The sequence below is a fragment of the Amycolatopsis kentuckyensis genome, from assembly GCF_002155975.1.
In the GTDB taxonomy this organism is placed as follows: Bacteria; Actinomycetota; Actinomycetes; order Mycobacteriales; family Pseudonocardiaceae; genus Amycolatopsis; species Amycolatopsis kentuckyensis.
In genome coordinates, this window is the sequence record NZ_MUMI01000211.1 from 1 (window position 1) to 26,366 (window position 26,366).

26 protein-coding genes are annotated in these 26,366 nt (G+C 70.3%); 12 read left to right on the forward strand and 14 right to left on the reverse strand.

The annotated features are described in order from the left end of the window. Nucleotides 1–190: 190 nt before the first annotated feature. From CCN39_RS20970 to CCN39_RS20980, 3 genes are all read right to left on the reverse strand, one after another. Entirely contained in the window at nt 191–982 is a 792-nt protein-coding gene (locus tag CCN39_RS20970; RefSeq protein ID WP_086844479.1) for a SigB/SigF/SigG family RNA polymerase sigma factor, read from the reverse strand. Beyond that, a complete protein-coding gene (locus tag CCN39_RS20975) occupies nt 979–1,428 on the reverse strand; it encodes an ATP-binding protein (protein WP_086844481.1) in 450 nt (149 codons plus the stop codon). The genes CCN39_RS20970 and CCN39_RS20975 overlap by 4 nt, the downstream gene beginning before the upstream one ends. Nucleotides 1,429–1,490: 62 nt before the next feature. After that, on the reverse strand, nt 1,491–1,820 hold the full coding sequence (locus CCN39_RS20980; protein WP_086844483.1) for a plasmid stabilization protein: 330 nt from the start codon (nt 1,818–1,820) through the stop codon (nt 1,491–1,493). 164 nt (nt 1,821–1,984) lie between these two features. Here CCN39_RS20980 and CCN39_RS20985 point away from each other — a divergent pair, with 164 nt between their 5' ends. Next, entirely contained in the window at nt 1,985–2,950 is a 966-nt protein-coding gene (locus CCN39_RS20985; RefSeq protein ID WP_086844485.1) for a TIGR03557 family F420-dependent LLM class oxidoreductase, read from the forward strand. Here CCN39_RS20985 and CCN39_RS20990 read toward each other — a convergent pair. Beyond that, nucleotides 2,947–3,300, reverse strand: a complete 354-nt coding sequence (locus tag CCN39_RS20990; RefSeq protein WP_086844487.1) for an STAS domain-containing protein — start codon at nt 3,298–3,300, stop codon at nt 2,947–2,949. The genes CCN39_RS20985 and CCN39_RS20990 overlap by 4 nt on opposite strands. A gap of 293 nt (nt 3,301–3,593) precedes the next feature. Between CCN39_RS20990 and CCN39_RS20995 the strand changes: the two genes are divergently transcribed. After that, the gene (locus CCN39_RS20995; protein ID WP_086844489.1) at nt 3,594–4,325 is read left to right on the forward strand and encodes an ANTAR domain-containing response regulator; all 732 of its coding nucleotides are present in this window, start codon (nt 3,594–3,596) and stop codon (nt 4,323–4,325) included. Between the two features lie 66 nt (nt 4,326–4,391). Here CCN39_RS20995 and CCN39_RS21000 read toward each other — a convergent pair whose 3' ends face one another. Beyond that, complete coding sequence (locus CCN39_RS21000; protein WP_086844491.1) at nt 4,392–4,610, reverse strand: hypothetical protein; 219 nt, start codon at nt 4,608–4,610, stop codon at nt 4,392–4,394. A gap of 170 nt (nt 4,611–4,780) precedes the next feature. Here CCN39_RS21000 and CCN39_RS21005 point away from each other — a divergent pair, with 170 nt between their 5' ends. From CCN39_RS21005 to ligD (CCN39_RS21020), 4 genes are read left to right on the forward strand one after another with little or no spacing between them, the layout of a single operon-like run. Continuing rightward, complete coding sequence (locus CCN39_RS21005) at nt 4,781–4,978, forward strand: hypothetical protein (RefSeq protein ID WP_086844493.1); 198 nt, start codon at nt 4,781–4,783, stop codon at nt 4,976–4,978. A 17-nt stretch (nt 4,979–4,995) separates the two neighbouring features. Then, nucleotides 4,996–5,928 (forward strand): non-homologous end joining protein Ku, encoded by a 933-nt coding sequence (ku, locus tag CCN39_RS21010; protein ID WP_086844495.1) that lies wholly within the window; start codon nt 4,996–4,998, stop codon nt 5,926–5,928. Continuing rightward, nucleotides 5,925–6,869, forward strand: a complete 945-nt coding sequence (ligD, locus tag CCN39_RS21015) for a non-homologous end-joining DNA ligase (protein WP_086844497.1) — start codon at nt 5,925–5,927, stop codon at nt 6,867–6,869. Before ku ends, ligD (CCN39_RS21015) begins: the two co-directional genes overlap by 4 nt. Further along, nucleotides 6,866–7,729, forward strand: coding sequence for a non-homologous end-joining DNA ligase (ligD, locus tag CCN39_RS21020; RefSeq protein ID WP_086844499.1), 864 nt, complete (start codon nt 6,866–6,868; stop codon nt 7,727–7,729). Before ligD (CCN39_RS21015) ends, ligD (CCN39_RS21020) begins: the two co-directional genes overlap by 4 nt. On the opposite strand, the gene CCN39_RS21025 is transcribed toward ligD (CCN39_RS21020), so the two are convergent. After that, entirely contained in the window at nt 7,722–8,348 is a 627-nt protein-coding gene (locus CCN39_RS21025; RefSeq protein ID WP_086844501.1) for a UdgX family uracil-DNA binding protein, read from the reverse strand. The two genes, ligD (CCN39_RS21020) and CCN39_RS21025, sit on opposite strands and share 8 nt — an antisense overlap. Before the next feature lie 87 nt (nt 8,349–8,435). On the opposite strand from CCN39_RS21025, the gene CCN39_RS21030 reads away from it, so the two are divergent. Next, a complete protein-coding gene (locus tag CCN39_RS21030) occupies nt 8,436–8,852 on the forward strand; it encodes a CBS domain-containing protein (protein WP_086844503.1) in 417 nt (138 codons plus the stop codon). A 64-nt stretch (nt 8,853–8,916) separates the two neighbouring features. Here the strand turns inward: CCN39_RS21030 and CCN39_RS21035 are convergent, their stop codons facing one another. From CCN39_RS21035 to CCN39_RS21060, 6 genes are all read right to left on the reverse strand, one after another. Continuing rightward, the gene (locus tag CCN39_RS21035; protein ID WP_086844505.1) at nt 8,917–9,225 is read right to left on the reverse strand and encodes a DUF3040 domain-containing protein; all 309 of its coding nucleotides are present in this window, start codon (nt 9,223–9,225) and stop codon (nt 8,917–8,919) included. A 64-nt stretch (nt 9,226–9,289) separates the two neighbouring features. Continuing rightward, a complete protein-coding gene (locus tag CCN39_RS21040; RefSeq protein ID WP_086844507.1) occupies nt 9,290–11,056 on the reverse strand; it encodes an IlvD/Edd family dehydratase in 1,767 nt (588 codons plus the stop codon). Nucleotides 11,057–11,204: 148 nt separating this feature from the next. Further along, a complete protein-coding gene (locus CCN39_RS21045) occupies nt 11,205–12,617 on the reverse strand; it encodes a GH1 family beta-glucosidase (protein ID WP_208630287.1) in 1,413 nt (470 codons plus the stop codon). Beyond that, nucleotides 12,614–13,501 carry a carbohydrate ABC transporter permease gene (locus tag CCN39_RS21050; protein WP_086844509.1) on the reverse strand — a complete coding sequence of 296 codons (888 nt, stop codon included), beginning with the start codon at nt 13,499–13,501 and terminating at the stop codon, nt 12,614–12,616. Before CCN39_RS21050 ends, CCN39_RS21045 begins: the two co-directional genes overlap by 4 nt. Further along, nucleotides 13,498–14,493 (reverse strand): carbohydrate ABC transporter permease, encoded by a 996-nt coding sequence (locus CCN39_RS21055; RefSeq protein WP_086844511.1) that lies wholly within the window; start codon nt 14,491–14,493, stop codon nt 13,498–13,500. Before CCN39_RS21055 ends, CCN39_RS21050 begins: the two co-directional genes overlap by 4 nt. 4 nt (nt 14,494–14,497) lie before the next feature. Next, nucleotides 14,498–15,802: an ABC transporter substrate-binding protein gene (locus CCN39_RS21060; RefSeq protein ID WP_086844513.1), complete on the reverse strand. Its 1,305-nt coding sequence runs from the start codon at nt 15,800–15,802 to the stop codon at nt 14,498–14,500. A gap of 250 nt (nt 15,803–16,052) precedes the next feature. On the opposite strand from CCN39_RS21060, the gene CCN39_RS21065 reads away from it, so the two are divergent. From CCN39_RS21065 to CCN39_RS21080, 4 genes are all read left to right on the forward strand, one after another. Next, nucleotides 16,053–17,048: a LacI family DNA-binding transcriptional regulator gene (locus CCN39_RS21065; protein ID WP_086844527.1), complete on the forward strand. Its 996-nt coding sequence runs from the start codon at nt 16,053–16,055 to the stop codon at nt 17,046–17,048. 411 nt (nt 17,049–17,459) lie between these two features. Continuing rightward, nucleotides 17,460–20,378, forward strand: coding sequence for a glycoside hydrolase family 48 protein (locus tag CCN39_RS21070; RefSeq protein ID WP_086844515.1), 2,919 nt, complete (start codon nt 17,460–17,462; stop codon nt 20,376–20,378). Between the two features lie 10 nt (nt 20,379–20,388). Beyond that, nucleotides 20,389–21,918: a cellulase family glycosylhydrolase gene (locus tag CCN39_RS21075; RefSeq protein WP_086844517.1), complete on the forward strand. Its 1,530-nt coding sequence runs from the start codon at nt 20,389–20,391 to the stop codon at nt 21,916–21,918. Between the two features lie 47 nt (nt 21,919–21,965). Continuing rightward, nucleotides 21,966–23,780 (forward strand): glycoside hydrolase family 6 protein, encoded by a 1,815-nt coding sequence (locus CCN39_RS21080; protein ID WP_208630288.1) that lies wholly within the window; start codon nt 21,966–21,968, stop codon nt 23,778–23,780. Nucleotides 23,781–23,982: 202 nt separating this feature from the next. Here CCN39_RS21080 and CCN39_RS21085 read toward each other — a convergent pair whose 3' ends face one another. Both CCN39_RS21085 and CCN39_RS21090 read right to left on the reverse strand, forming a co-directional pair. Then, on the reverse strand, nt 23,983–24,510 hold the full coding sequence (locus tag CCN39_RS21085) for a GNAT family N-acetyltransferase (RefSeq protein WP_086844520.1): 528 nt from the start codon (nt 24,508–24,510) through the stop codon (nt 23,983–23,985). A gap of 48 nt (nt 24,511–24,558) precedes the next feature. Then, nucleotides 24,559–25,830 (reverse strand): ABC transporter substrate-binding protein, encoded by a 1,272-nt coding sequence (locus tag CCN39_RS21090; protein ID WP_086844522.1) that lies wholly within the window; start codon nt 25,828–25,830, stop codon nt 24,559–24,561. Between the two features lie 194 nt (nt 25,831–26,024). Here CCN39_RS21090 and CCN39_RS21095 point away from each other — a divergent pair, with 194 nt between their 5' ends. Then, on the forward strand, nt 26,025–26,357 hold the full coding sequence (locus CCN39_RS21095; protein WP_244210906.1) for a LacI family DNA-binding transcriptional regulator: 333 nt from the start codon (nt 26,025–26,027) through the stop codon (nt 26,355–26,357). Nucleotides 26,358–26,366 lie beyond the last annotated feature (9 nt).

Sequence of the window (26,366 nt, forward strand, 5' to 3'; positions counted from 1 at the left end):
CCCGCCGGCCCGAACGCCGGATTGTTCAGCGGCCGACAGGCCGTGTCAAGGCGGGAAAGCGTGCCTTGACACGGCCTGTCGGCCGCTGATGCGGCTGCGTATCGGGTCGGCAGGGGGGTGTGGCCGAGGGCGGGCGGGGCTTTGTTCGGACCTCAGGTGCCGGAAGTTCGGGCCTCAGGCACCGGACCGCTCAGACTTCGCCGGTGAGCTTTCCGCGCAGCTGCTCCAACGTCTGCGACAGCAGGCGGGAAACGTGCATCTGGGAAATTCCGACGCGGTCCGCGATCTGGGTCTGCGTCAGGCCTCCGAAGAAACGCATCACCAAGATTGCGCGCTCGCGCTTCGGGAGTTCCTGGAGCAGGGGTTGGAGGGCCTCGTGGTTCTCGACCATGGCCATCTCGTGGTCCGGTTCGCCCATCGTGTCCGCCAGGGACAGCGCCTCCGCGTCGTCATGGACCGGCTTGTCCACCGATAGCGCCTGGTACGCGTTGCCCGCCAGCAGGCCCTCTCGGACCTCGTCCACGTCCAGGTTCAGGTGCTCCGCCAGCTCGGTCGGGGTCGGGGCGCGGCCCAGGCGCTGGGACAGCACCGCCGAGCCCTGGCTCAACGACAGGTGGAGCTCCTTGAGCCTTCGGGGGACGCGGACCGACCAGCCCGTGTCGCGGAAGTGCCTGCGGACCTCGCCCATGATCGTCGGGACCGCGAACGACAGGAAGTCGTGGCCGCGGGCCGGGTCGAAGCGGTCGACCGCGTTGATCAAGCCGATGCGGGCCACCTGGACCAGGTCCTCGCGGGGCTCGCCGCGGCCCGAAAAGCGGGTGGCGATGTGCTCGGCCAGGGGGAGCAGCTCGGTCACGAGCTTGCTGCGGACCGCCTCGCGCCGCGGGTCGTCGGGGTCGAGGGTGCCCAGCTCCTCGAACAGCGGCTCGCAGTGGGCATATTCGTCCGGGCGGTGGAGGAGGGTTTTGCGCTCGCTGCTCACGCGCTCGTTCCCGGGTTGAGCACCAGCTCGATCGTCACGATGCCCGCACCCCCGCCGGGCAGTGCGTCGCAGTGGGCCGTCACGGACCGGCTCAGCGTCGTCAGGACGTGCCAGCCGAACGTGCGGTCGCTCGGCGGCCGGGGGTCGCTCGAACGGGTCGAAACGATCACGTGGAGGCCGTCGGGGGCCAGGCGGAAGCGGCACTGGAGCTGCGAGCCGAGCTCCGCCAGCTGGACGAGCTGCGCGCACGCCTCGTCGACCGCCATCTTGGCGTCGGCGATCGCGTCCAGCCCGAAGTCCGCGCGCGAGACCACGCCGTGCGTGAGCATCCGGACCAGCGGGATCTGCTCCGCCATCGCGGGGAGCCGCAGCTCGACGAGTTCGTCGAGCAGCTCGTCGACGGTCGGCTTGCCGCCGAACGAGCTGTCGCTTCGAGTTTCTTCCATGCGGGAGGTACTACCCATCCGGTGTAATGCTGACACTTCGTGATCAGGGGTTTCGGGAATGGTCACCGGCCCAGCGCCCGTTCGAGTTCCTTCTTGGTCATCTTCGAGCGGCCGTCGATGTTCTTCTTCTTGGCTTCGTTGTAGAGCTGGTTCTTCGTCGGGCCACCCGGGCCCTTGCGGTTGCCGGACCGCTCGCCGCCGCGCTGCTGGGGCGACTTGTCCTTCAGTGACGTCTTGCTGGCCTGGCGGGATTCACCCGATTGCGCGCGGTTCTTGTTCACCGTCCGCGCCGCGATCTCCTTGGCCCGTTTCGTGCTCGCGCCACGGTCCTCGGCCGAGTCCTTGATGTGCTCGTACTGGCGTTCGCGCTTGCCACTCCACGACTGAGGCATGCCCGCTCCCTTCGTCTCGCGGGATGAGTACCCGCGTGATCAGCCGGTAAACGTCCCGGTCGGGGGTGGTTACCGGCTGCTGGGCAGGGGTACGCGGAGAGCTGTGACCACCGGGGCTCCGCCACCCGGAACCCCGGAGAGCAGCAGACCGCGAGGAGGCGCCGATGCGGATCGGCTACACCCTGATGACCGAGCAGGCCGGCCCGGACCACCTGGTCCGGTACGCCGCCGGTGCGGAACGCGCCGGCTTCGACTTCGAGGTGATGAGCGACCACTACTCGCCCTGGCTGGACGAACAGGGCCACGCGCCCTACGCCTGGGCCGTGCTGGGGGCCGTCACCCAGGTGACCGAACGCGCCGAGCTGATGACCTACGTGACCTGCCCGACCATGCGCTATCACCCGGCCGTGGTGGCGCAGAAGGCGGCGACCGTGCAGGCGCTCTCGGGCGGCCGGTTCACCCTCGGCCTCGGAGCGGGGGAGAACCTCAACGAACACGTCATCGGCCGGGGCTGGCCGCCGGCCAACGTCCGGCACGAAATGCTCGCCGAAGCCGTGCAGATCATCGGCGGCCTGTTCGACGGCGGCTACTTCGACTACGAGGGCAAGCACTTCCGCGTCGACTCGGCGAAGCTGTGGGACCTGCCGGAGAAGCGGACGCCGATCGGCGTCGCGGTGTCCGGTTCGCAGTCGGTCCGGCGGTTCGCGCCGGTCGCCGACGCGATGATCGCCGTCGAGCCGAAGGCGGAGCTGTCCCAGGAGTGGGACGCGACGAAGCTGGGCGGCGCGCCGAGCCGCAAGATCGGGCAGCTGCCCGTGTCCTGGGGCACCGACCGCGACGCCGCGGTGAAGCGCGCGCACGAGCAGTTCCGCTGGTTCGCCGGCGGCTGGAAGGTCAACGCCGAGCTCCCGGGGCCGGCCGGGTTCGCCGGGGCGACCCAGTTCGTCCGCGAGGAGGACGTCGCCGGCTCGATCCCGTGCGGCCCCGACATCGAGCCGATCGCCGAAGCGGTGCAGGAGTTCGAGAAGGCGGGCTTCACCGACGTCGCGCTGGTCCAGATCGGCGGCGACCAGCAGGAAGGCTTCCTCGACTTCGCCGAGAAGGAGCTCCTCCCGGCCCTGCGCGGCTAGGCGGGTGCAGGGGCGGGCCGGTGCTCGGCCAGTTCGAGACGGCGGTCCGTCCCGGTCACCCGCAGCGCACGCCGCACGATCGGGTTCGTCCCGGTGACCACGAGCAGCTCGGTGCCGCCCTGCCCGGCCTGCAGCGCCGCGTGCAGCAGCACTCCGATGCCCGCCACCCCGAGGAAGTCCACTTCGGACAGGTCGACCACCAGCCGTTCCGGTGTCGCCCACAGGCGGTCGGAGAGCAGCGTGGCCAGGTCGCCGGCGGTCGCGCTGTCGAGGTCGCCGCGTGCGGTCACCAGCACCGCGTGCGGAGCGGGCCACGCCGTGCGCAGCCGCAAGCTGGAGGGGAAGTTCATGCCGGTTCGCCACCGTCCTGATGCGGCGCGGCCGCAGCGCCGCGCTCGGGGAGTTCGAGCGGCTGCTGGTTGAACCGTGCTTTCGACATTAACCCCGTGCCCACGTCCCGCAACCGTCGTTGCTCCGAACGGGCGTGCGGCGGGCCGCGGTGGTAACCGCTCGTGCCCGGGCTGATCGGGATGCAGTAATCTCGCGCTGGACCCGTTAAAGCGCTAGCGGCCCACTAGTGGCGCGCGCCCGGGTCCCCCCTGGTTGAGAGCGCCCTGTCGGAAGAAGGAGGGGCGGCACCAGGATGACGGGCGGCCATGAACAGCTCACCGCACGGCTGGACGAGGTCACGCTCGCGATGGAGTCGCTGACCGCGATGCTGGACAGCGAGCTCGACCTCGGCCAGATGCTCCAGGCGGTGTGCGACCACGTCGTGCAGGTGGTTCCGGGCGCCGACATGGCCAGCATCACGCTGGTGCGCGACGGCGTGCCGGAGACGGTCGCCAGCACCGACCAGCGGGCGGTGAACTTCGACCGCGAGCAGTACCGCGTCGGCGACGGCCCGTGCCTGCGCGCCGCCGAAACGGGCCAGCCGGTCCGCGTCGGCGTGGGCGCCGTCGGGGACCTGTGGCCGCAGTTCGTGACGTCGGCCGAGCAGCTGGGCGTGGCGAGCTTCCTCGCCGCGCCGCTGACGGTGGACGAAGACATGTCGGGCGCGGTCAACCTGTTCGGCTTCGGCGAGCACGGCTTCAGCGAGCTGGGTACCAAGATCCTCGAGCTGTACACGGCGACGGTGGTGTTCGGCCTGCGCAGCGCCCGGCGGTACTTCGCGGCCCGGGAGCTGGTCGACCAGCTGAACCGCGCGCTGGAGACCCGCGCGGTGATCGACCAGGCGAAGGGGATCCTGATGGCGGCCCACCGGATCACCGCGGAGGAGGCGTTCCAGCGGCTGGTGAAGCGCTCGCAGGACGGGAACCGCAAGCTCCACGAGGTGGCGGCGGAGTTCGTGGCGGCGGTGGCGACGACGACGGCGTGAACTCCGCCGCCGGGCCCGTCCGACCCCCGGTGGCCGTTCGTCGGACGTCGCGTCGTGGCCGGGGTGTCAGCCGGCGGGGACTTCGTCCGGGGGTGCCTCGGACTCGACCGGTGCCAGTGGTGGCTCCGGGCGCTGCTTGCTGCGCTGGCAGGTCGTGCAGACCAGGGTGCGGCCCAGGACCGTGCCGTCGTCGGCGACCACCTGGGCCACGTGCATCGTCGGAAACCCGCAGACCTCGCACGGCAGGGAGCCGTCCTCGCGGCTGATGCGGATTTGGGTGCCCATCCGGCCTCCTGCTGTGACGTGGGTCTCACCACCTTGCCTGCGTCGGGGGCTGGACCTGGCTGAATTCACTCGTTCGGCCTAGTCGCTCCGGATCTTCGGTGACGCCCGTGTCGCGTGCCGTGATCCTGGGTAACCCGCCCGCGAACGGGATTGCCGGAGGGGAGCGGAACATGCGAGACAAGCGGAACGACCTGCGGCCGGTGGCGGACCTCCTCGCCGACGGCGGCGACTCGCCGGAGCTGGCGCGCACCCGCCGCAAGGCGGCGCTGGCCGTGGCGGCCCGGGCCAAGGACCCCGAGGACTGCGCGCGGCTGCTGGACATGCTCGGGCTGCACCGGAGCGGTCAGCGCAGCAGCGACGTCGCCTGAGGGGCGAGGAGGACGACATGGCCCGACCGGTCTGGAGCGGCGCGCTGAGCCTGGGGCTGGTCACCGTGCCGGTGGAGCTGTACCCGGCGGTGGCGGACCACACGATCCACTTCCACCAGTTCGAACGCGGGACGTCGGACCGCATCCGCAACCGCCGCGTCAACGAGCGGACCGGCGAAGAGGTCGACAAGGACGAGATCGTCAAGGGCTACGACCTCGGCGGCGGCGACCACGTGCTCGTCGAGCCGGACGAACTGGACGAGATCGCGCCCGAGCGGTCGCGCCGGATCGACATCGAGCAGTTCGTCGAGCTCGACGAGATCGACCCGTGGTTCTTCGACAAGACCTACTGGCTCAAGCCGGCGAAGGAGGACTTCGCCAAGGCGTACGGCCTGCTGCTGCAGGCGATGGACCGCAGCGAGAAGGCCGGCGTCGCGAAGTTCGTGCTGCGCGGCAAGGAATACCTCGCCGCCGTCCGGGCCGGGGAAGACGTCATGGTGCTCAACACCCTGCACTTCGTCGCCGACCTGCGGAAACCGAAGGACGTCATGGGCAAGCTGCCGCAGCTGCCGAAGCCGCGGCCCAAGGAGCTCGACATGGCCCTCGCGCTGGTCGACGAGATGACCGCGCCGTGGAAGCCCGAGGACTACCGCGACGAGTATTCGAAGCGCGTCGAAGAGCTGATCAAGGCCAAGGAAGCCGGCCAGGAAATCGCCCACGAAGAGGAGCCGGAACCCTCCGCCGACGTCGTCGACCTGTTCGAGGCGCTGTCGCGCAGCGTGAAGAACCGCAAGAGCGGCGGCAAGGAACCGAAGAAGAAGGCCGCGAAGAAACCCGGGCTTTCCGAGCTGTCGAAGTCCGATCTCGACAAGCTGGCCCGGGAACAGGGCGTGAAAGGCCGGTCGAAGATGACGCGCGCCGAGCTCGAGAAGGCGCTGAAGGCCTCGTGAGCGGGCCTGGCTGGCGCGAGCCGACCCTGGCCACGCTCACCGACCGCCGGTTCTCCGACGAGGACTGGATCTTCGAACGCAAGCTGGACGGCGTCCGCGCGATCTGCGTGCGCGACGACGGCCCGCCGACCCTCTATTCGCGCAACCACAAGGTGATGGACAACGCCTACCCGGAACTCGTCGACGCCCTCGCCGCCCAGGGCGGCCCGCGGTTCGTCGCCGACGGCGAGATCGTCGCCTTCGACGGCGCGAACACCAGCTTCGCCGCGCTGCAGCCCCGGATCCACGTCAGCGACCCGGACCGCGCCCGGGCCACCGGCGTGCGCGTCTACTACTACCTGTTCGACCTGCTGTACTTCGACGACCAGGACACGACCGGGCTGCCGTTGCGGCAACGGAAGGCGCTGCTGCGGGACGCCTTCGACTTCGCGGACCCGCTCCGGCTGTCGTCGCACCGCAACACCGAAGGCGAAAAGTTCTTCGCCGAAGCCTGCCGGCGTGGCTGGGAGGGCGTCATCGCCAAACGGGCCGACGCGCCCTACCGGCACGGGCGGTCACCCGACTGGCTGAAGTTCAAGTGCGCGCAGGGCCAGGAACTCGTCATCGGCGGCTTCACCGACCCGCAGGGCGCCCGGCACGGATTCGGCGCGCTCCTGCTGGGCTACCACGAAGACGGTGCCCTCAAGTACGCCGGCAAGGTCGGCACCGGCTTCGACGAGCGGCTGCTGACCTCCCTGCACGCGCAGCTGCGGGCGCGGGAGACGGCGCGGTCGCCGTTCGCCGGGCCGGTCACGGAACCGGGTGCGCACTGGGTGCGCCCCGAGCTGGTGGCGCAGATCGGCTTCTCCGAGTGGACGCGCGACGGGCGGCTGCGGCACCCGCGGTTCGCCGGGCTGCGCGAAGACAAGAAAGCCACCGACGTCGTACGGGAGCGCGCGTGAAGACTTCCCACCCGGACAAGGTGTTCTACCCCGACGACGGGCTCACCAAGGGTGACGTCGTCGAGTACTACCGGGCCGTCGCGGACGTCATGCTGCCGCACCTGCGCGGCCGTCCGCTGACGCTGCGGCGCTTCCCCGACGGCATCGGCCGGCAGGGCTGGTTCCAGAAGCACCCGGGGGAGCACTTCCCGGACTCGATCCGCGTCGAGCGCGTTCCCCGGCGCGGTGGCGGCACGGACGAGTACGTCGTGTGCGAGGACGCCGGAACGCTGGAATACCTGGCGAACCAGGGGACCGTGGAGTTCCACGTCTGGCTGGCCACCGTGGACGCGCCGGAGCGCCCGGACCGGCTGGTGCTCGACCTCGACCCACCGGACGGCACGCCGGTCGCCGAGCTGCGCGCGGTCGCGCGGCGCATCCGCGACCACTACGAGCGGGTGGGCCTGACGGCGTTCGTCCAGGCCACCGGCGGCCGCGGGTTCCACGTCCTCGCGCCGCTGGACGCGAAGTCGGACACGGAGACGGTGCTGGAGCTGTCCCGCGCCCTCGCCGACCGGGTCGCGGCGGACGACCCGGATCGGCTGACCACCGCTCAGCGCAAGGAAAAGCGCGGCGACCGGATCTTCCTGGACGCCAACCGCAACGGGTACGCGCAGACGTTCGTGGCCCCGTACTCGTTGCGCGCCCGCCCCGGTGCGGCGGCCGCGACCCCGCTGGACTGGCGCGAGCTGGGGAAGGCGGACCCGGACGGCTGGGCGCTGGGCAAGGAGAAGCAGCGGCTGGCCCGCAAGGACGACCCCTGGCGGGATCTCGACGCGCACGCGGCCTCGGCGGCAGCGGCGTGGAAGCAGGTCACTTGAGCAGTTTCGCCGCGGCCCGCAGATCGGCGACGAAGCCGGCGTAGGCGTCCTCCCGGTCCGGGGCCCGCAGCACCGCCGACGGGTGGACCGTCGCCATCGCCGACGGCATCAGCTCGGCCAGCTCCGCCGGCGGTTCGAGGGGCTCGCCCCGGTGCGCGGTCAACCGGAACTTCGCGCCCAGCAACGACTGCGCGGCCGTCGCGCCCAGCAGCAGCACCAGGTCCGGGCGGACCGCGCGCAGTTCCGCCAGCAGCCACGGGCGGCACGCGACCACCTCGGTGCGGCCCGGCTTCTGGTGGATGCGGCGCTTCCCCTCGCGCTTGAACTTGAAGTGCTTGACCGCGTTGGTGACGTACAGGGACCGCCGGTCGAAGCCGGCCTCCTCGAAGGCGCGGTCCAGCAGCTTCCCGGCGGGGCCCACGAACGGCTCGCCCGCGAGGTCCTCCTTGTCGCCCGGCTGCTCGCCGACGACGAGGACCTTCGCCCCGGCCGCACCTTCGCCGAAGACGGTCTGCGTGGCGTCCTGGTACAGCGGGCAACCCCGGCAGCCGGACGCCGCCGACCGCAGGCGGTCGAGATCGGTGGTGTCCGGCGGCTCGGCACCGCGGGAATCCGGCATGTACCGGGAAATTCCCCTCCCGCGGCACGGGTAAACCTGCCCGCCGCGGGTAGCCGGGACACCACGGCACAGAGAAAGGAGCACACGATGACCACCGCACGCGACATCATGACGTCGGACGCCACTTGCGCGCGGGAGTCCGACACCGTGCACGACGCCGCCGTCACCATGGCGCAGAAGGGCGTCGGTGCCCTCCCGATCTGCGGTGAGGACAACCGGCTGAAGGGCATGATCACCGACCGCGACATCGTGGTGAAGGTGCTGGCCGAGGGCAAGGACCCGCGCGCGGTCCACGTCGGCGAGCTCGCCCAGGGCGAGGCCGTGACGATCGGCGCGGACGACGACGCGCAGCAGATCCTGCGCACCATGTCCGAGCACCGCGTCCGCCGGCTGCCGGTGATCGACGGGCACGACCTCGTCGGGATCGTCGCCCAGGCCGACGTGGCCAGGGCGCTGTCGAACCCGAGCGCCGGCGAGCTGGTCGAGGCCCTGTCCTACGACTGACACCCCGACGCAGTGCGGCCGCTCCCGGTGCGAGTTCCGGGGGCGGCCGTTTTTCCGGTGCGGGTCAGAGCGGGCCGCCGGCCGGGGTTGCACCGTCCTCAGTGGATTCGCGGGTCGACTCGGCGCGGGCGATGTGCCAGGCCACCAGCGCCCCCGCGCTGATCGTGCCCCAGAGCACGAGCGCGGCGTCGCGGGCGAACAGCCCGACGACCAGCATCACCACCGCCGTGACGTCGCAGAGCACGAGCAACAGGCTCAACCGCCTGGGGGAGCGCAGCTCGCGGCCGCTGAAGGCGGCGGCGAACGCGGGATCACTCGCGCGCAGTTCCGCCTCGATTTCGCGTAGGGCGTGGCGTTCTCGATCCGGGAGCATGGGGGCCTCCTCGCCTCGGCTACCGCTGGGGATACCCGTTTTCCCGGTGGGCGAAGCACCGGAATCAGTGGTTGTCACGGGGAATTCCCTTCGTCGCCGCGATGCGCTGGTACGCCACCGCGGGCCGCAGCACCATGCCGTCGCAGAGCTGGTCGGTCATCGACCGCTGGATCTCCTGCCACGGTGTCTGCGATTCCGGCACCGGGTACCCGCCCGCCTCGGCCAGCTCCCGGTGGCGCCGCGCGAGCTCGTCGTCGGAGATCAGCACGTCCGCGGTGCCGGCGCCGAGGTCGATCCGGACCCGGTCCCCGGTCCGCAGCACGGCGAGGCCGCCGCCCGCCGCGGCTTCGGGGGAGGCGTTGAGGATCGACGGCGAGCCGGAGGTGCCCGACTGGCGGCCGTCGCCGAGGCAGGGCAGCTCGTGCACGCCGCGCTTGATCAGCTCGGCGGGCGGGCGCATGTTGACCACCTCCGCCGAGCCCGGGTAGCCGAGCGGGCCGGTGCCGCGCATCACCAGCAGCGAGTGCTCGTCGACGCCGAGGTCCTCCTCGTCGATGCGGGCGTGGTAGTCCTCGGGGCCGTCGAACACGACCGCGGTGCCTTCGTAGACACCTCCGGCCAGGTACCGCCGCCGGAACTCCGGCGAGATCACACTGGACTTCATGATCGCCGCGTCGAACAGGTTGCCCTTGAGCACCAGGAACCCGGCGTCGGGGGTGAGGGCGGTGTCGAAGGTCCGGATGACGTCCCGGTCGCCGGCTTCGGCGTCGCGGCAGTTGTCGCCGAGGGTGCGGCCGTTGACGGTGGGGGCGTCCTCGTGGATCAGCCCGTGCCGCATCAGCTCGTGCACCACGGCCGGGACGCCGCCCGCCCGGTGGAACTCCTCGCCGAGGTACTTGCCCGCGGGCTGCAGGTCGACCAGCAGCGGGACACCGTGGCCCAGCCGCTGCCAGTCGTCGAGGGGCAGGTCGACGCCGATGTGCCGGGCGATCGCGCCGATGTGGATCGGGGCGTTGGTCGAGCCGCCGATCGCCGAGCTCACGACGATGGCGTTCTCGAACGCCGCGCGCGTCAGGATGTCCGACGGCTTGAGGTCTTCGCGGACCAGCTCGACGATCCGCAGGCCGGTCCGGTAGGCCATCCGCGCCCGGTCGCGGTGCGGGGCCGGGATGGCCGCGCAGCCGGGCAGGCTCATCCCGAGGGCTTCGGCCAGCGCGTTCATCGTGGACGCCGTGCCCATCGTGTTGCAGTGCCCCGGGGAGGGCGCGGACGACGCGACGAGCTCCATGAACCCGGCGTCGTCGATCTCGCCGGCGGCGAGCAGCTCCCGCGCCTTCCAGATGATCGTGCCGGACCCGGTGCGCTCGCCGTCGAACCAGCCGTTGAGCATCGGGCCGCCGGACAGCACGATGGCGGGGAGGTCGACGGTCGCGGCGGCCATCAGGCACGCCGGGGTGGTCTTGTCGCAGCCGGTGGTGAGCACGACGCCGTCGATCGGGTAGCCGTAGAGCGTCTCCACCAGGCCGAGGTAGGCGAGGTTCCGGTCCAGCGCGGCGGTCGGGCGCTTGCCGGTCTCCTGGATCGGGTGGACCGGGAACTCGATCGCGATCCCGCCCGCCTCGCGGATGCCTTCGCGCGTCCGGTCGGCCAGCTGCAGGTGGTGTCGGTTGCAGGGGGTGAGATCGGAGCCGGTCTGCGCGATCCCGATGATCGGCTTGCCGGACTGCAGCTCCTCCCGGGTCAGGCCCCAGTTCATGTACCGCTCGAGGTAGAGCGCGGTCATCCCGGGGTCGGCGGGGTTGTTGAACCAAGCTTCGCTGCGCAGTCCCATACCGGCCAGTCTGGCAACGGCGGTTCCGGATTGCACCCCCGCGGGCACGGCGAACGGCTCATTCCTGTCCTCCGACGACAGGAATGAGCCGTTCACGGCCTGCGGGCCGTGGCGGGCACCCGCGCCGGTGCCCGCCACGCACTCCCCGTCAGCCCAGGCCGTTGAGGCCGATCACCCGGGAGTACCAGTGGGCGCTCTGCTTCGGCGTCCGGCGCTGCGTCGCGTAGTCGACGTGGACCAGGCCGAACCGCTTCGCGTAGCCCTCGGCCCACTCGAAGTTGTCCAGCAGCGACCAGTAGAAGTAGCCGCGCAGGTCGACGCCCGCCTGGATGGCGTCGTGGCAGGCCCGCAGGTGCGAGTCGAGGAACGCGACGCGGTCGGTGTCGACGATGTCACCGCCGTCGGAGACGACGTCGGGGTAGGCCGCGCCGTTCTCCGTGATGTACAGCGGCACCGACCGGTAGCCGCGGTGCACCTGCAGCAGGGACTCGGTGAGCCCGGCCGGCTGGACCTCCCAGCCCGAGTCGGTGCGGGGTGCCGCCGGGTCCGGGACGAAGTGCACGTCGGCGGCGCCGACCCACTCCGGGCCCGCCGGCTCGCTGCCCGGCACCGGGCGGCCCGCGACGCGGTAGTCGCGGTAGTAGTTCACGCCCAGCCAGTCGACGTGCGCGGCGATGACCGCGGCGTCGTCGTCGCGCACGACCGAGCCCAGCCCGAACGGCTCGAGGTCGGCGACCAGGTCGTCCGGGTACCCGCCGCGCAGCACCGGGTCGAGGAACAACCGGTTCTGCAGGCCGTCGATCCGCCGGGCCGCGGCGACGTCGGCGACGTTCGCCGGGTCGTGCGGGGCGACCGGGTACAGGTTCAGCGTGATCCCGGCCGGGGTGCCCGGGGCGTGCTGCCGGATGATGTCCATCGCCAGGCCGTGGCCCAGCAGCAGGTGGTGCGTGGCGGCCACGGCCGCCGGGTGGTCGGTGCGGCCGGGCGCGTGGATGCCGCCCGCGTACCCGAGCATCGACGCGCACCACGGCTCGTTGAGCGTCGACCAGCTGGCGACGCGGTCGCCCAGCCGCTCCAGCACGGTCTCGGCGTACTCGGCGAACCGGTAGGCGGTGTCCCGGTTGGTCCAGCCGCCCTGTTCCTCCAGCGCCTGCGGCAGGTCCCAGTGGTACAGCGTCGCCCACGGCTGGATCCCGGACTCGAGCAGGCAGTCGACCAGCCGGTCGTAGAAGCCGAGCCCGGCGGCGTTCGCTTCGCCGCCGTCCGGCCGCACCCGCGGCCAGGCCAGCGAGAAGCGGTAGGCGCCGAGGTTGAGCCGGCGCATGAGCCCGACGTCTTCGGAGTACCGCCGGTAGTGGTCGGCCGCCGGTTCGCCGTTGTCGCCGCCCCGGACCGCACCCGGGCGGCGGGCGAAGACGTCCCAGACCGAGTCGGTGCGCCCGTCGGCCGTCGTGGCTCCTTCCACCTGGAACGCCGCGGTGGCGGCGCCCCAGACGAAGCCAGGCGGGAACATCAACGCGGTCTCCGCCCGAACGCTGTCGGGATGTACGGACATGTTCACCCTTTCACGGCACCTTGCATGATCCCGGCCACGATCTGGCGGCCGAGGAGGACGAAGACGATGAGGATGGGGATGGTGGCCAGGGTCGTGCCGGCCAGGACGAGCGAATAGTCGACGTAGTAGCCGCTCTGCAGCTTTTCCAGGGCCACCTGGACGGTGGGGTTGCCGGCGTCCAGCACGACGAGCGGCCACAGGAAGTCGTTCCACGACATCATGAACGTGAACATCGCGAGGATCGCCGCGGCCGGGCGCACCGCGGGCATGCAGACGTTCCAGAAGATCCGGATCATGCTGCAGCCGTCGACGCGCGCGGCCTCGATGAGCTCGTACGGCAGAGCGTCCAATGTGTACTGGCGCATCCAGAACACGCCGAACGCGGTGACCAGGTTGGGCACGATCACCGCCGTCAGGCTCCCCGTCCAGCCCAGTTCGGACATCGCGATGAACAGCGGGATGATGCCCAGCTGGGTGGGCACCGCGAGCGTGACGACGATGAACACGAACAGCTTGTTGCGCCCCCGGAAGCGCAGTTTCGCGAAGGCGAACCCGGCCAGCGAGGAGAACAGCACCGTAGTGAGCGTCACCGTGCCGGACACGATGACGCTGTTGCCCAGTGCCTTCCAGAACGGCACGGTGTCGAACACCCGGGCGGCGTTGGCGAAGAAGTTGCCGCCGGGCACGAACGGCGGGATGCGCTCGGTGAGCATCCCGTTGTCGCGGCTGGCCACCAGGAACGACCAGTAGAACGGGAACAGCGAACCCAGCACGAAGATCGCCAGCACGACGTAGGTCGCCTTGCGGGGCTTGCCGAGCGTGGCGACCTTCTGGCGGAGTCCCGGTTTCCGGACTTCACCGCTGAGAACGTCACTCTGGAGTGTTGTCATTTCGTCTTCACCTTCACCGCCGGGGTGCTGGCGATCCGGCTGGTGATGAAGAAGTTCGCCAGCGCGATGAGCACGATGATCAGGAACAGCACCCAGGCGATCGCCGAGGCGTAGCCGAGGTCGGCGTTCTGGAACGCCGTCTGGTAGAGGTACAGCGTCACGGTCTGGAACTGGTTGGTGGAGCCGCCGTTGTTCGACCCGGGCATGGCGTCGAACAGCTTCGGCTCGGTGAAGATCTGCAGGCCGCCGATCGTCGAGGTGATGGTGATGAAGATCAGCGTCGGCCGGAGCAGCGGCAGGGTGACGTTCCAGAAGCGGCGCCACGTGCCCGCACCGTCGATCAGGGCCGCCTCGTGCAGTTCCTTCGGGATGGCCTGCATGGCCGCCAGCACGATCAGGGCGTTGTAGCCGGTCCAGCGCCAGTTGACCATGATCGCGATCGCGACGTGGCTGCCGAAGCGGTTGGCCTGCCAGTCGACCGGGTCCAGCCCGATGGTCTGCAGCACGCCGTTGATCAGCCCGTACTTCGGGCCGAACAGGTTGGCGAAGATGATGCCGATGGCGACGAGGCTGGCCGCGTACGGCAGCAGGATGCCGACCCGCCAGCCCGTCGCGCCGCGCAGCCGGGCCCCGAGCAGCGCCGCCAGCAGCACCGCGATGATGAGCTGGGGGACGCTGGAGAGCAGGAAGATGCTGACCGTGTTCGTCAGCGCGTTCCAGAACTGCGCGTCGGCGAAGAGCTCCTTGAAGTTGTCGAGGCCGATGAAGTCGGGGTCGTCGCTCCCGGCTTCCCACTTGAACAGCGAGACGTACGCGGTGTAGAGCAGCGGGAACAGCCCGACGATCCCGAACAGGATGAAGAACGGCGCGATGTAGAGGTACGGCGAGACCTTGACGTCCCACCGGCTCAACCGGTGACGGAAGGTGGGCCGGGGAGACGTGCGCTCCCCGGCCTTACTCCCTTCTGGCGCGACCTTGTCGAGGACGGTCATCGGTTCAGCGCGTGATCTTCTTCGCGGCGTCGACCATCTGGTTCCAGCCGTCCGCCGCCGACTTGCCCTGTTCGACCGCCTGCAGGGCCGGGCTGGACGCGTTCTCCTGGATCTGGCCGTCGCCGGGGCCCTTGTACTGCGGCTTCTGCACCTTCTTGGCCTGCTCGGCGAACAGCTCGCCGACCTTCGTGCCGCCGAAGTAGTCGTCGGTCTTGCTCAGCAGCGCGGGGTCGGTCAGCGCCTTGACCTGGCTCGGGAAGGTGCCCTTGGCCTGGAACGCCTTGATCTGCTGCTCCGGGGCGGTCAGCCAGGCCGCCAGCTCGGCGGCTTCCTTCGGGTGCTTCGACTGCGTCGGGACGGTCAGGTACGAGCCGCCCCAGTTGCCGCCGCCGCCGGGGAAGGCCGCGGTGACGGCCCACTTGCCGGCGTTGTCCGGGCCGGCCTGCTCCTTGATCACGCCGAGCATCCAGGCCGGGCACACCTTCGTGGCGAACGCGCCCTGCTTGAAGCCGGTGTTCCACTCGTTGCTGAACGCGGTGAGCTTGGCCGACTCGCCCTTGGCGACGGCGTCGGTGACCTTGGCCCAGGCGTCCTTGATGCCCTGGTTGTTCTCGACGGCCAGCTTGTCGTCGCTGCCGATGTAGCCCTCGGGCAGCTGGTTGACCATCGCGTTGAAGTTCTGGGAGGCCGAGTCGAACCACGCCTTGCCGCCTGACTTCTTCACGAAGTCCGCGCCGGCGGCGAAGTAGCTGTCCCAGGTGGCGAACAGCGGCTTGACCGCTTCGGGGTCCTCCGGCAGGCCGGCGGCCTTGAACATGTCCTTGCGGTAGCACATGGCGAGCGGACCGATGTCGGTGCCGTAGCCGATGAGCTTGCCGTCCTTGGTCTTGGCGGCTTCGTACTTCCACGGCAGCCAGCGGTCGGGAGAGGCGTCGGCCGGCCCGATCTTGCTCAGGTCGTTGAACTTGGAACCCTTGTCGAGGAAGTCCGACAGGTGGCCTTCTTCGAGTGCCGTCACGTCGGCGAGACCGGAGCCGGCGGCCAGCTTGGTGACGAGTTCTTCGTGGTAGGGGCCGCCCTGGCCGGTCTTGCGGTGGGTGATCTTGATGTTGGGGTGCAGCCGCTCGTATTCCGGGATGAGGGCCTCGTAGCCGAACTCGGTGAACGTCGCCAGCGTCAGGTCGACGTGCTCGTTCGGGTTCGCTGCCGCGGGCGGGGTCTGCTCACCGCCTCCACTGCAGGCCGAGGCGCCGAGCGCCGTCATCGTGATGCCCAGTGCCAGGACCAGGCCGTTCCGGATCGTTCTCACGTGTCCAACCACCTTGTTGACGGGAATGAGCGCTCTCACTGCTGGGAGCCGATCTGGGAGCGCTCCCAGGTGTGGCAGAGTCTGCTGGGGGCGTTCACCGGTGTCAAGGGGTTGTAACCGGAGCGTTTCCTGCGAGGAGCGCTCCCGGACGCTCGGAGGCGTGAACGTTAAGCTGAGGCGGTCAGAGTTGCAGAGGGTGAGCGAGGGCGGTGCCGTGGGGCCTCGAGCAGGGGATGAAGAACGGCCGACACTGGAGGACGTCGCGGCGTTCGCCGGTGTGTCGCGGTCGACGGCGTCACGGGCGTTGAACGACGACGCGTACGTCAGCGCGGCGGCGCGCGAGAAGGTCCTGGCCGCGGCCCGTGACCTGGGCTATTCCCCGAACCAGGCGGCGCGGTCGCTGGTCACCCGGCGCACCGGGGCGGTCGCGGTGGTGCTGTCGGAGCCGGAGTCCCGGCTGCTCGACGACCCGTACCGCGCGGCCGTCATGCGGGCCGGCTACCGGGAGCTCGCCGACGTCGGCCGCCAGATGGTGCTGATCTTCAGCGACATCCGCGAGGACCTGAGCCGGACGGTCCGGTTCCTCGAGGGCGGGCACGTCGACGGCGCGCTGGTGTTCGCGCCGCACCGGGCCGACCCGCTGCCCAAGGCGCTGCGGCTGCTGCGCATCCCGGTGGTGTTCGGCGGCCAGGCGGCCGGCATCCGCCGCGGCGTCCACGTCGTCGACTTCGACAACGAGGGCGGCGCCCGGCTGGCGGTCGAGCACCTGGTCGCGGCCGGCCGGCGGCGGATCGCGACGATCGCCGGCCCCCAGGACCAGAGCGCGCCGATAGACCGCCTCGCGGGCTGGCGCAAGACGCTGCTCGACGCCGGGCTCGACCCCGCCGACCTGGCCGAAGAGGCTGACTTCACCCTTTCGGGCGGCGCGAACGCGATGTCGTCCCTGCTGTCCCGGCACCCGGACCTCGACGCGGTGTTCGTCGCGAGCGACATGATGGCGGTGGGCGCGTTCCGCACCCTCGGCGCGGCCGGCCGTCGCATCCCGGACGACGTCTCGGTGGTCAGCTTCGACGACAACGCCACCCTCGCCCCGGCGATGGACCCACCCCTGACGTCGGTCCACCAGGACCCCCGCGAGCAGGTCCACGCCATGGTCGAAACCCTGATGCGGCTGCTCGACGACCAGAACCTGAAGCCGCGCCAGCACATCCTCCCGGTCTCCCTGGCGGTCCGCGCCTCGAGCTGACCGCCGGTGTCCGGCCGAACACGCGTGTCGTCCATCCGGACACGCGTGGCGTCCGCCTGGGTGCGTGCTGCTTCCCCGGTCGCGATGAACTCCGTGTGTGCTCGGCCGGCCGGCGTTGCCCGCTCGGTGGGAGCCTAACCGTCCAGGTGTACACGTTCGGCGCTAAATAACGTTTCAGAGAACGTAGCGTCACCGCTTCGCTGCGCCGAATGGGTGGCAAACCCACTATCGGGTGCGGCTGTTCAGGAGCGTTCAGTGGGCCGCCGCTCGCCGGACGCGCAGAAGTGACGTTCCGGGCGCCGGTGTCCTTCTGACTCGATTCTTTACATCCAGGTTTCCGGCTGGCTACCGTCTGCGCCTGGAAGCGCTCCCAGATCGCTGGCTCCCTACGGACAAAGGAGTTCCGCAGCCATGCGTTCCTCTCCTCGAAAGCGCGCCCGTGCGCTGGCACTGGCCTCGGCCGTGCTGGCCGTCACGGGTGCGGTGGTCGCCCCACCACCGGCGCTCGGCGCCGACATCGCCTGTTCCGTCACCTACACCACCAACGACTGGGACACCGGGTTCACCGCGAACGTCTCGCTGCGCAACGACGGAGCTCCGTTCGACAGCTGGAAGGTCGGCTGGACGTTCCTGGACGGCCAGAAGGTCCAGCAGGGCTGGAGCGCCACGTTCGCCCAGTCCGGCGCCGCGGTCACCGCGACGAACATGTCCTACAACGGCCACCTCGACACCGGGGGGAGCACGTCGTTCGGGTTCAACGGCACGAAGGGCTCGGCCAACCGGCCGCCGACCGACTTCTCGGTGAACGGCACCGCGTGCACCGGCGCCAACAAGGCCCCGACGGTCACGCTGACCTCGCCGAGTTCAACCGGCACGTACTACGCCCCGGCGACGATCCCGCTGGCGGCGACGGCCGCCGACAGCGACGGCACGATCGCCAAGGTCGAGTTCTACGCCGGTGACACGCTGCTGGCCACCGACACGGCCGCGCCGTTCGAAGGCAGCTGGGGCAACGTCCCGGCCGGCACCTACGCGATCAGCGCCAAGGCCTACGACAACAAGGGCGCGAGCACGACGTCGAGCCCGGTCAGCGTGAAGGTCCTCTCCGGGCCGACGATCGTCGCCACCCCGGCGACCGCGCAGGTCAAGCAGGGCGGGACGACGACGTTCGCGGTGTCCCTCGCCGGCGCCCCGACGGCGCCGGTCACCGTCGCCGTCGCGCGGACGGCCGGGAGCACCGACCTCACCGCGAGCCCCACGAGCCTGACGTTCACGACGGCGAACTGGAACGTGCCGCAGAACGTCACGGTCACCAGCGCCGACAACGGGGGAGAGCTGGGGAGCGCGACCTTCACCGCGAGCAGCAGCGGCTACACCGCGGCCACGGTGGCGGTGAACGAGATCTCGTCGTCCACTTCGGACTACTCGCTCGCGTTCCTGACGCAGTACAACAAGATCAAGGACCCGAACAACGGTTACTTCCGCAAGTTCGGCAGCATCCTGGTGCCGTACCACTCGATCGAAACGCTGATCGTCGAGGCGCCGGACCACGGGCACGAGACGACGTCGGAGGCGTTCAGCTACTACCTCTGGCTGGAGGCGTCCTACGGCCGGGTGACCGGTGACTGGGCCCCGTTCAACCAGGCGTGGACGTCGATCGAGACGTACGCGATCCCGTCGGCGGCGGATCAGCCGGGCAACTCCGGGTACAACGCGAGCAAGCCGGCGACGTACGCGGCGGAGTACCCGAGCCCGAAGTCGTACCCGTCGCAGCTGCAGTCCAACGTTCCGGTCGGGGCGGACCCGATCGCGGCGGAGCTGAAGGCGGCCTACGGCAACCCGGACGTCTACGGCATGCACTGGCTGCTGGACGTGGACAACATCTACAAGTTCGGGCACTGCGAGGACGGCACGAACACCGCGCCGGCGTTCATCAACACCTTCCAGCGCGGCTCGCAGGAGTCGGTCTGGGAGACGGTGACGCAGCCGAGCTGTGACCTGCTGAAGTTCGGTGGCAAGAACGGGTACCTCGACCTGTTCACCGGCGACTCCTCCTACGCCAAGCAGTGGAAGTACACCGACGCGCCGGACGCGGACGCCCGCGTGGTGCAGGTGGCGTTCCAGGCCGAGAAGTGGGCCCAGGCGCAGGGCAAGAGCGGCGATGTCGCGGCGGTGCTGAAGAAGGCGTCGAAGATGGGCGACTACCTGCGGTACTCGCTGTTCGACAAGTACTACAAGAAGATCGGCAACTGCGTCGGCGCCACGGCCTGCCCGGCCGGGACCGGCAAGGACAGCGAGCACTACCTGATCTCGTGGTACTACGCCTGGGGCGGTTCGGCTGACCCGGCCAGCTCCTGGGCGTGGCGGATCGGGGACGGTGCGGCGCACCAGGGTTACCAGAACCCGTTGGCCGCCTACGCGTTGTCGGCGGATCCGGGCCTGAAGGTCACCTCGGCGACCGGGGCGACCGACTGGGCGACCAGCCTCAACCGGCAGATGGAGTTCCTGCAGTGGCTGCAGTCGGCCGACGGCGGGATCGCCGGTGGCGCGACCAACAGCTGGGACGGCCAGTACGGCACCCCGCCGGCGGGCACGCCGACGTTCTACGGGATGTACTACGACTGGCAGCCGGTCTGGCACGACCCGCCGAGCAACCAGTGGTTCGGGTTCCAGACCTGGGGCATGGAGCGGATCGCCGAGTACTACCAGGCGACCAACGATGCCCGGGCGAAGAAGATCCTGGACAAGTGGGTGCCGTGGGCGATCTCCAAGACCACGGTCGGGGCCGGCGGGAGCTTCCAGATCCCGTCCGACCTGACCTGGAGCGGCGCGCCGGACACCTGGAACGCCACCAGCCCCGGCTCGAACGCGAGCCTGCGCGTCTCGGTGAAGAACTACAGCCAGGACGTGGGTGTCGCGGCTTCGCTGGCCAAGACGCTGCTCTACTACGCGGCGGGCTCGGCCAACGCCCAGGCCAAGACGGTCGGGGAGCAGCTGCTGACGGCGCTGTCGGCGAACACCGACACCAAGGGCATCGCGGTGCCGGAGACCCGGTCGGACTACGACCGGTTCGACGACAAGTACAACGCCGGCACGGACCAGGGGCTGTACGTGCCCTCGGGCTGGACCGGCACGATGCCGAACGGCGACGCGATCAACTCCAGCTCCACGTTCCTGTCGATCCGGTCGTTCTACAAGAGCGACCCGCAGTGGCCGAAGGTCCAGGCCTACCTGGACGGCGGGGCTGCGCCGACGTTCACCTACCACCGGTTCTGGGCGCAGTCGGAGATCGCCACGGCGTTCGCCGCCCACGTCGCCCTGTTCGGCTGAGAGGCACTTGATGAAGCGACTGCTCTCGCTGGTGGTCGCCGCACTGGTCGGGGGCGCCGTTCTCACGGCGTCCCCGGCCGCCGCGGCCCCGGAGACCACGGCGGCGGCCGGCACCGGCACCGGGTTCTGGCACGCCAGCGGATCCCAGCTGGTCGACGCGACCGGCGCGCCGGTCCGGATGACCGGTATCAACTGGTTCGGCGCCGAGACCGGCAACTACTCGCCGCACGGGCTGTGGAGCCGCAACTACAAGGACATGCTCGACCAGATGGCCGGGCTCGGGTACAACACGCTGCGGCTGCCGTACTCGAACCAGCTGTTCGACCCCGGGTCCAAGCCGGTCAGCATCGACCAGGTGCAGAACCCGGACCTGCAGGGGCTGACCGGCCTGCAGGTGCTCGACAAGATCGTCGCCTACGCCGGCGTCAAGGGCATGCGCGTGCTCCTGGACCGGCACCGGCCGGACTCCGGCGCGCAGTCCCCGCTCTGGTACACCAGCGCGTACTCGGAAAGCCGCTGGATCTCCGACTGGACGATGCTGGCCCAGCACTACAAGGGCAACACCACGGTGATCGGCGCGGACCTGCACAACGAGCCGCACTCGATCCAGGGTGGCGGCGGGGCCTGCTGGGGCTGCGGCGACACCGCGACCGACTGGCGGCTCGCCGCCGAACGGGCCGGCAACGCCGTGCTGGCGGCGAACCCGGACTGGCTGATCGTGGTCGAAGGTGTCGACTGCGTCAGCGGCACCGGCGACCCGCAGTGCGGCTGGTGGGGCGGCAACCTCTCCGGGGCGAAGCAGTTCCCGGTGCGGCTGTCCAAACCCGACAAGCTGGTGTACTCGGCGCACGAGTACGCGACGTCGGTGTTCGCCCAGAAGTGGTTCTCCGACCCGGCGTTCCCGGCGAACCTGCCCGCGCTGTGGGACCACTTCTTCGGCTACCTGCACAAGCAGAACATCGCGCCGGTGCTGCTCGGCGAGTTCGGCTCCACGCTCGCCGACCCGCGCGACAAGGTCTGGCTGCAGGAACTGATGAAGTACAGCGGCACGGGCCCGTCCGGGATGAGCTTCACCTACTGGTCGTGGAACCCGAACTCGGGTGACACCGGCGGCATCCTCAACGACGACTGGACGACGGTCAACCAGACCAAGCAGGCGATCCTGCAGCCGTACCTGATCCCCCCGGTGGGTTCGGGCGGCGGCACGACCGACCCGCCGCCGCCGGCGAGCTGCGCGGTCACCTACCACGTCGACAACACCTGGCAGGGCGGCTTCGTCGCCACGGTGACGCTGAAGAACACCGGCAGCTCGGCGCTGAAGAACTGGGCGCTCGGCTGGACCGTGCCGTCCGGGACGCAGATCACCGGCGGCTGGAACGCCACCGTGACGCAGACCGGGCAGCAGGCGAGCGCCAAGGCGCCCACCTGGGCACCCGACCTCGCCGGCGGCGCCTCGGTGTCGATCGGCGTCCAGGCGACCGGCCCCTCGACCGGCACGCCGGGCGGCTTCGCCGTCGGCGCGACCGCCTGCACCACCTGACCCACCCACCCATGACCCCATCCATCGAAGACAGAGGAGCGCACTCGATGAGGAGTGAATTCTGGTCCGCGAAGAGGAAGTCACGGTTCGCCGTGGCATCCTCGGTGACGGCGGCGGCGATGACCGCCGGATTGCTGGTGGCCGGGGGTAGTCCGGCGGGCGCCGCCACCGGCTGCAAGGTCACCTACACGGTCAACCAGTGGGACACCGGCTTCACCGCGAACATCGCCGTGACCAACCTGGGCGACTCGGTTTCGTCCTGGAACGTCGAATGGGACTTCGGCGGCAACCAGCAGGTGCAGCAGGGCTGGAGCGCCACGTTCAGCCAGAGCGGCAAGCACGTGAGCGCGAAGAACCCGTCGTGGGGCGGGACCCTGGGCTCGAACGCCACGGCCAACTTCGGCTTCAACGGGGCGTACTCGGGCACCAACGACATCCCGACGTCGTTCTCGCTCAACGGTGCCCACTGCGACGGCACGTCCCCGACCACGACGCCCACCACCCCGACCACGGTCACCACGACACCGACGACACCCACCACGCCCACCACCCCGACCACGGTCACCACGACGCCGCAGCCGGGGGTCCACGTGGACAACCCGTACGCGGGGTCGAAGGGGTACGTGAACCCGGACTGGTCGAGCCAGGTGAGCGCGGCGGCCGCGGCCAAGGGCGGCACGCTCGGCGCCCAGATGGCCAAGGTGGCCAACACCTCGACCGCGGTCTGGCTGGACCGGATCGCGGCGATCGCCGGCACGTCGAGCGCGCGCGGCTTGCGCGGGCACCTCGACGCGGCGCTGGCCCAGCAGACCGGCAGCACGCCGGTGACCATCCAGATCGTCGTCTACGACCTGCCGAACCGCGACTGCGCGGCGCTGGCGTCCAACGGTGAGCTGAAGGTCTCCCAGAACGGGCTGGCCCGCTACAAGAGCGAGTACATCGACCCGATCGCGTCGATCCTGTCCGACGCGAAGTACGCGCCGCTGCGGATCGTGGCGATCGTCGAGCCGGACTCGCTGCCGAACCTGATCACGAACACCTCGATGGCGACGTGCGCGGAAGCGCAGTCCAGCGGGGCGTACACGCAGGGCATCCAGTACGCGCTGAACAAGCTGCACGCGATCTCCAACGTCTACAACTACCTGGACATCGCGCACTCGGCGTGGCTGGGCTGGGACAGCAACTTCCAGCCGTTCGTCAACCTGGTCAAGCAGACCCTGCAGGGCACCACGGCCGGCGTGAACAGCATCGACGGCTTCATCAGCTCCACGGCCAACTACACGCCGCTGACCGAGCCGAACCTGCCCGACCCGAACCTGAACGTCGGCGGTCAGGCGCTGAAGTCGGCGACGTTCTACCAGTGGAACCCGTACTTCGCCGAGATGCCGTTCGCCACGGCGATGTACAACGCGTTCGTTGCGGCGGGCCTGCCCAGCGGGATCGGCATGCTGGTCGACACCTCGCGCAACGGCTGGGGCGGCGCGGCCCGGCCGAGCGGGGCTTCGGGATCCACTGTGGACGCCTACGTCAACTCGGGCCGGATCGACCGGCGGCTGCACCGCGGCAACTGGTGCAACCAGAGCGGTGCCGGGCTCGGCTTGCGGCCGACGGCGTCCCCGGCGGCGCACTTCGACGCCTACGTCTGGATCAAGCCGCCGGGTGAGTCCGACGGCGCGAGCCAGCAGATCCCCAACGACGAAGGCAAGGGCGCGGACCCGATGTGCGACCCGACCTTCCACGGGACGCAGCAGGCCAACGGTGGCAACCTGACCGGTGCCCTGCCGAACGCCCCGCTGTCCGGCAAGTGGTTCGAAGCCCAGTTCGAGGAACTGGTCCAGAACGCCTACCCGCCGGTGCAGTAAAAGACCCCGGGCCGGGCGGTGCCGCGCAGCCGCCGCCCGGCCCGGCCTCCACCACGGCGGCAGCGGCCCGTCCCGCCGGGCCGCTGCCGCGGTCCCGCCCGCACCGCCTGACCGGCCGGGCGGGACAGCGAGATCCGGCCCGGTGTCCGCAGCGGCCTCCTGCGACCCGGGCCGGATCCCGCGGCGTGCTGCCTCCGGCAGCTCAGCCGAGGTCCTTGCGGAAGCTCAGCCGGTCCAGTCCCGGCCCGTCGTAGTCGGGCTGGACCGGCACCCCCTCGAACTCCTTCGGCCCTGGTTCGGTGACGAACCCCATCCGGGTGTGGAACGCGTGCGAACCCTTGTTCTCCGGCGAAGTGATCGCCCGTACCACCGAGCGCCCGTGCGCGGCGCTGTAGGCGAAGAAGCGCTCGTAGAGCGCCGCGCCCAGCCCGCGGCCGCGTTCGGCCGGCTCGACGCCGACGAAGTGGATGTAGCTCTCGGCCGGCCTCGACGGCGAGAGGAACCCGATCAGGAACGCGACGATCCGCTCGTCCGCCGTCACCAGGAAGCTGGTGCCGGTGAACTGCTGGAACATCAGCTTCGGCAGCAGCAGCGCGCGCTGGCGGGAGCCTGCTTCGCCGCCGAGGCCGCCCCACCAGCGGTCGAGGACCGCCAGCACGGGGAGGTGGTCGTCCGGGCCGGGGTGCCGGATCGTGTGGTGCCGCCAGGGATCGGGCAGGGGAGTGAGCATGGCCCTCACCCTGCCCGGTCCGGCGGGCGCCGACCAGCGGGTTTCCGGTCAGGGGACGAGCCGGTGCACCCCGACCAGCACCTGCTGCCAGACGGCGGCGGGGTCGGCGCCCTGCTCGACCGCCTTGAGCGAAGGCGCGATCACCGTCTCCTGGATCTTGCCGTCACCCGGCCCCTTGTACTGCGGTTTCCCGACCTTGCGGGCCTGGGCGACGAAGACCTGGCCGCTCAGCGTCCCGCCGAAGTAGCCGTTCATCTCGCTGAGCAGGTCCGGGGAGGTGAAGGCGTCGACCTGGCTGGGGAAGTTCCCGCTCACCCGGAACGCGTGCAGCTGCTGCTCCGGCGCGGTCAGCCAGGCGGCGAGGGCGGCGGCCTCCTTCTGGTGCGGGCTCGAGGCCGGCACGGTGAGGAAGGAACCGCCCCAGTTGCCGCCGCCGTCGGGGAAGGCGTCGGTGAGCGCCCACTTGCCCGCGTTGCCGACCCCGGCCTGCTGTTCGATGACGCCGAGCATCCAGGAAGGACAGACCTTCGTCGCGAAGGCACCGGTGCGCAGGCCGTTGTTGCCGTCGTCGGCGAACGCGGTGAGCCCGGCCGACTGCCCCTGCTTGACCGCGCCGGTGACCTGGTTCCAGGCGTCCCTGAGCGCGGTGTTCGACTCCAGCGTCGAGTGGTTTTCCCGGTCGAGGTAGCCGACCGGGAGCTGGTTGACCTTGGCGTTGAAGACCTGCGCCGAGGAGTCGAACCACGGCTTGCCCTTGGAGCGCTTGACGTACTTCTCGCCGGCCTTGAAGTAGCTGTCCCAGGTGGCGAACATCGTCTTCACCGAGCCGGGGTCGGTCGGCAGCCCGGCGGCTTCGAGCAGGTCCTTGCGGTAGCACATGGCCAGCGGCCCGATGTCCGTGCCGTAGCCGACCAGCTTGCCGTCCTTGCTGCGGCCCGCTTCGTACTTCCACTCCAGCCACCGGCCGGGTTTCACGTCGGGCGGCCCGATCTCGGCCAGGTCGGCGAACTTGTCGGCGTGGGCGAGCACGTCGGCGAGGTGGCCTTCCTCGACGGCCTGGACGTCGGCGAGCTCCTGGTTCTTCTGCAGCTTGTCCAGCAGGTCCTGGTGGTACGGTCCGCCCTGCTCGGTCCGGACCTGGCGGATGGTGAGCCCGGGGTGGGTGAATTCGTAGCCGGGGATGAGGTCGTCGTAGCCGAACTGGCCGAAGGTCGACACGGTGAGCGTGATCCGCTCCGGCGTGCCGGGTCCGCATCCCCCGATCAGGAAGAGCAGGACGACGGCGGCGGCGAAGGCCGCCGATCTTCGGATCTGCCTCATGCGCGCGCACTCCCCATCCACGGCACGCTCCTGGCCCCCGTTGGCTGGGAGCGCTCCCGGAGGGAGTCTTGTTTCCCGGTGCGGCGGGTGTCAAGGTGCGCGACGGCGGGTGTCCGTGCGGACACGGACCGCGGGCTCCGGCCCCGGTGGCCCGGCTCGTGGCGCGACGGCTTGTGGTGTGGAGGAAGGCTGCGATGAAGCGTCCCACGATCACCGACATCGCGAAGGAAGCCGGCGTCTCCAAGGGCGCGGTGTCCTACGCCCTCAACGGCCGCCCCGGCGTCTCGGAGGCCACCCGGCGGCGGATCACCGAGATCGCCCGGGAGCTCGGGTGGGCGCCGAGCAGCACCGCGCGGGCGCTGTCCGGCGGCCGGTCCGGGGCGCTCGGCCTGGTGCTCGACCGCTCCCTGGAGGTGTTCGTCCCGGCCCTGCTCGACGGTTTCGAGGGCGAGCTGCTGCTGCAGGTCGTCCCCGGCCGCGAAGCCGCGCTGGCCATCTACCGCCGCTGGCGCGCCGAGCGGCGGTAGATGGCCAGC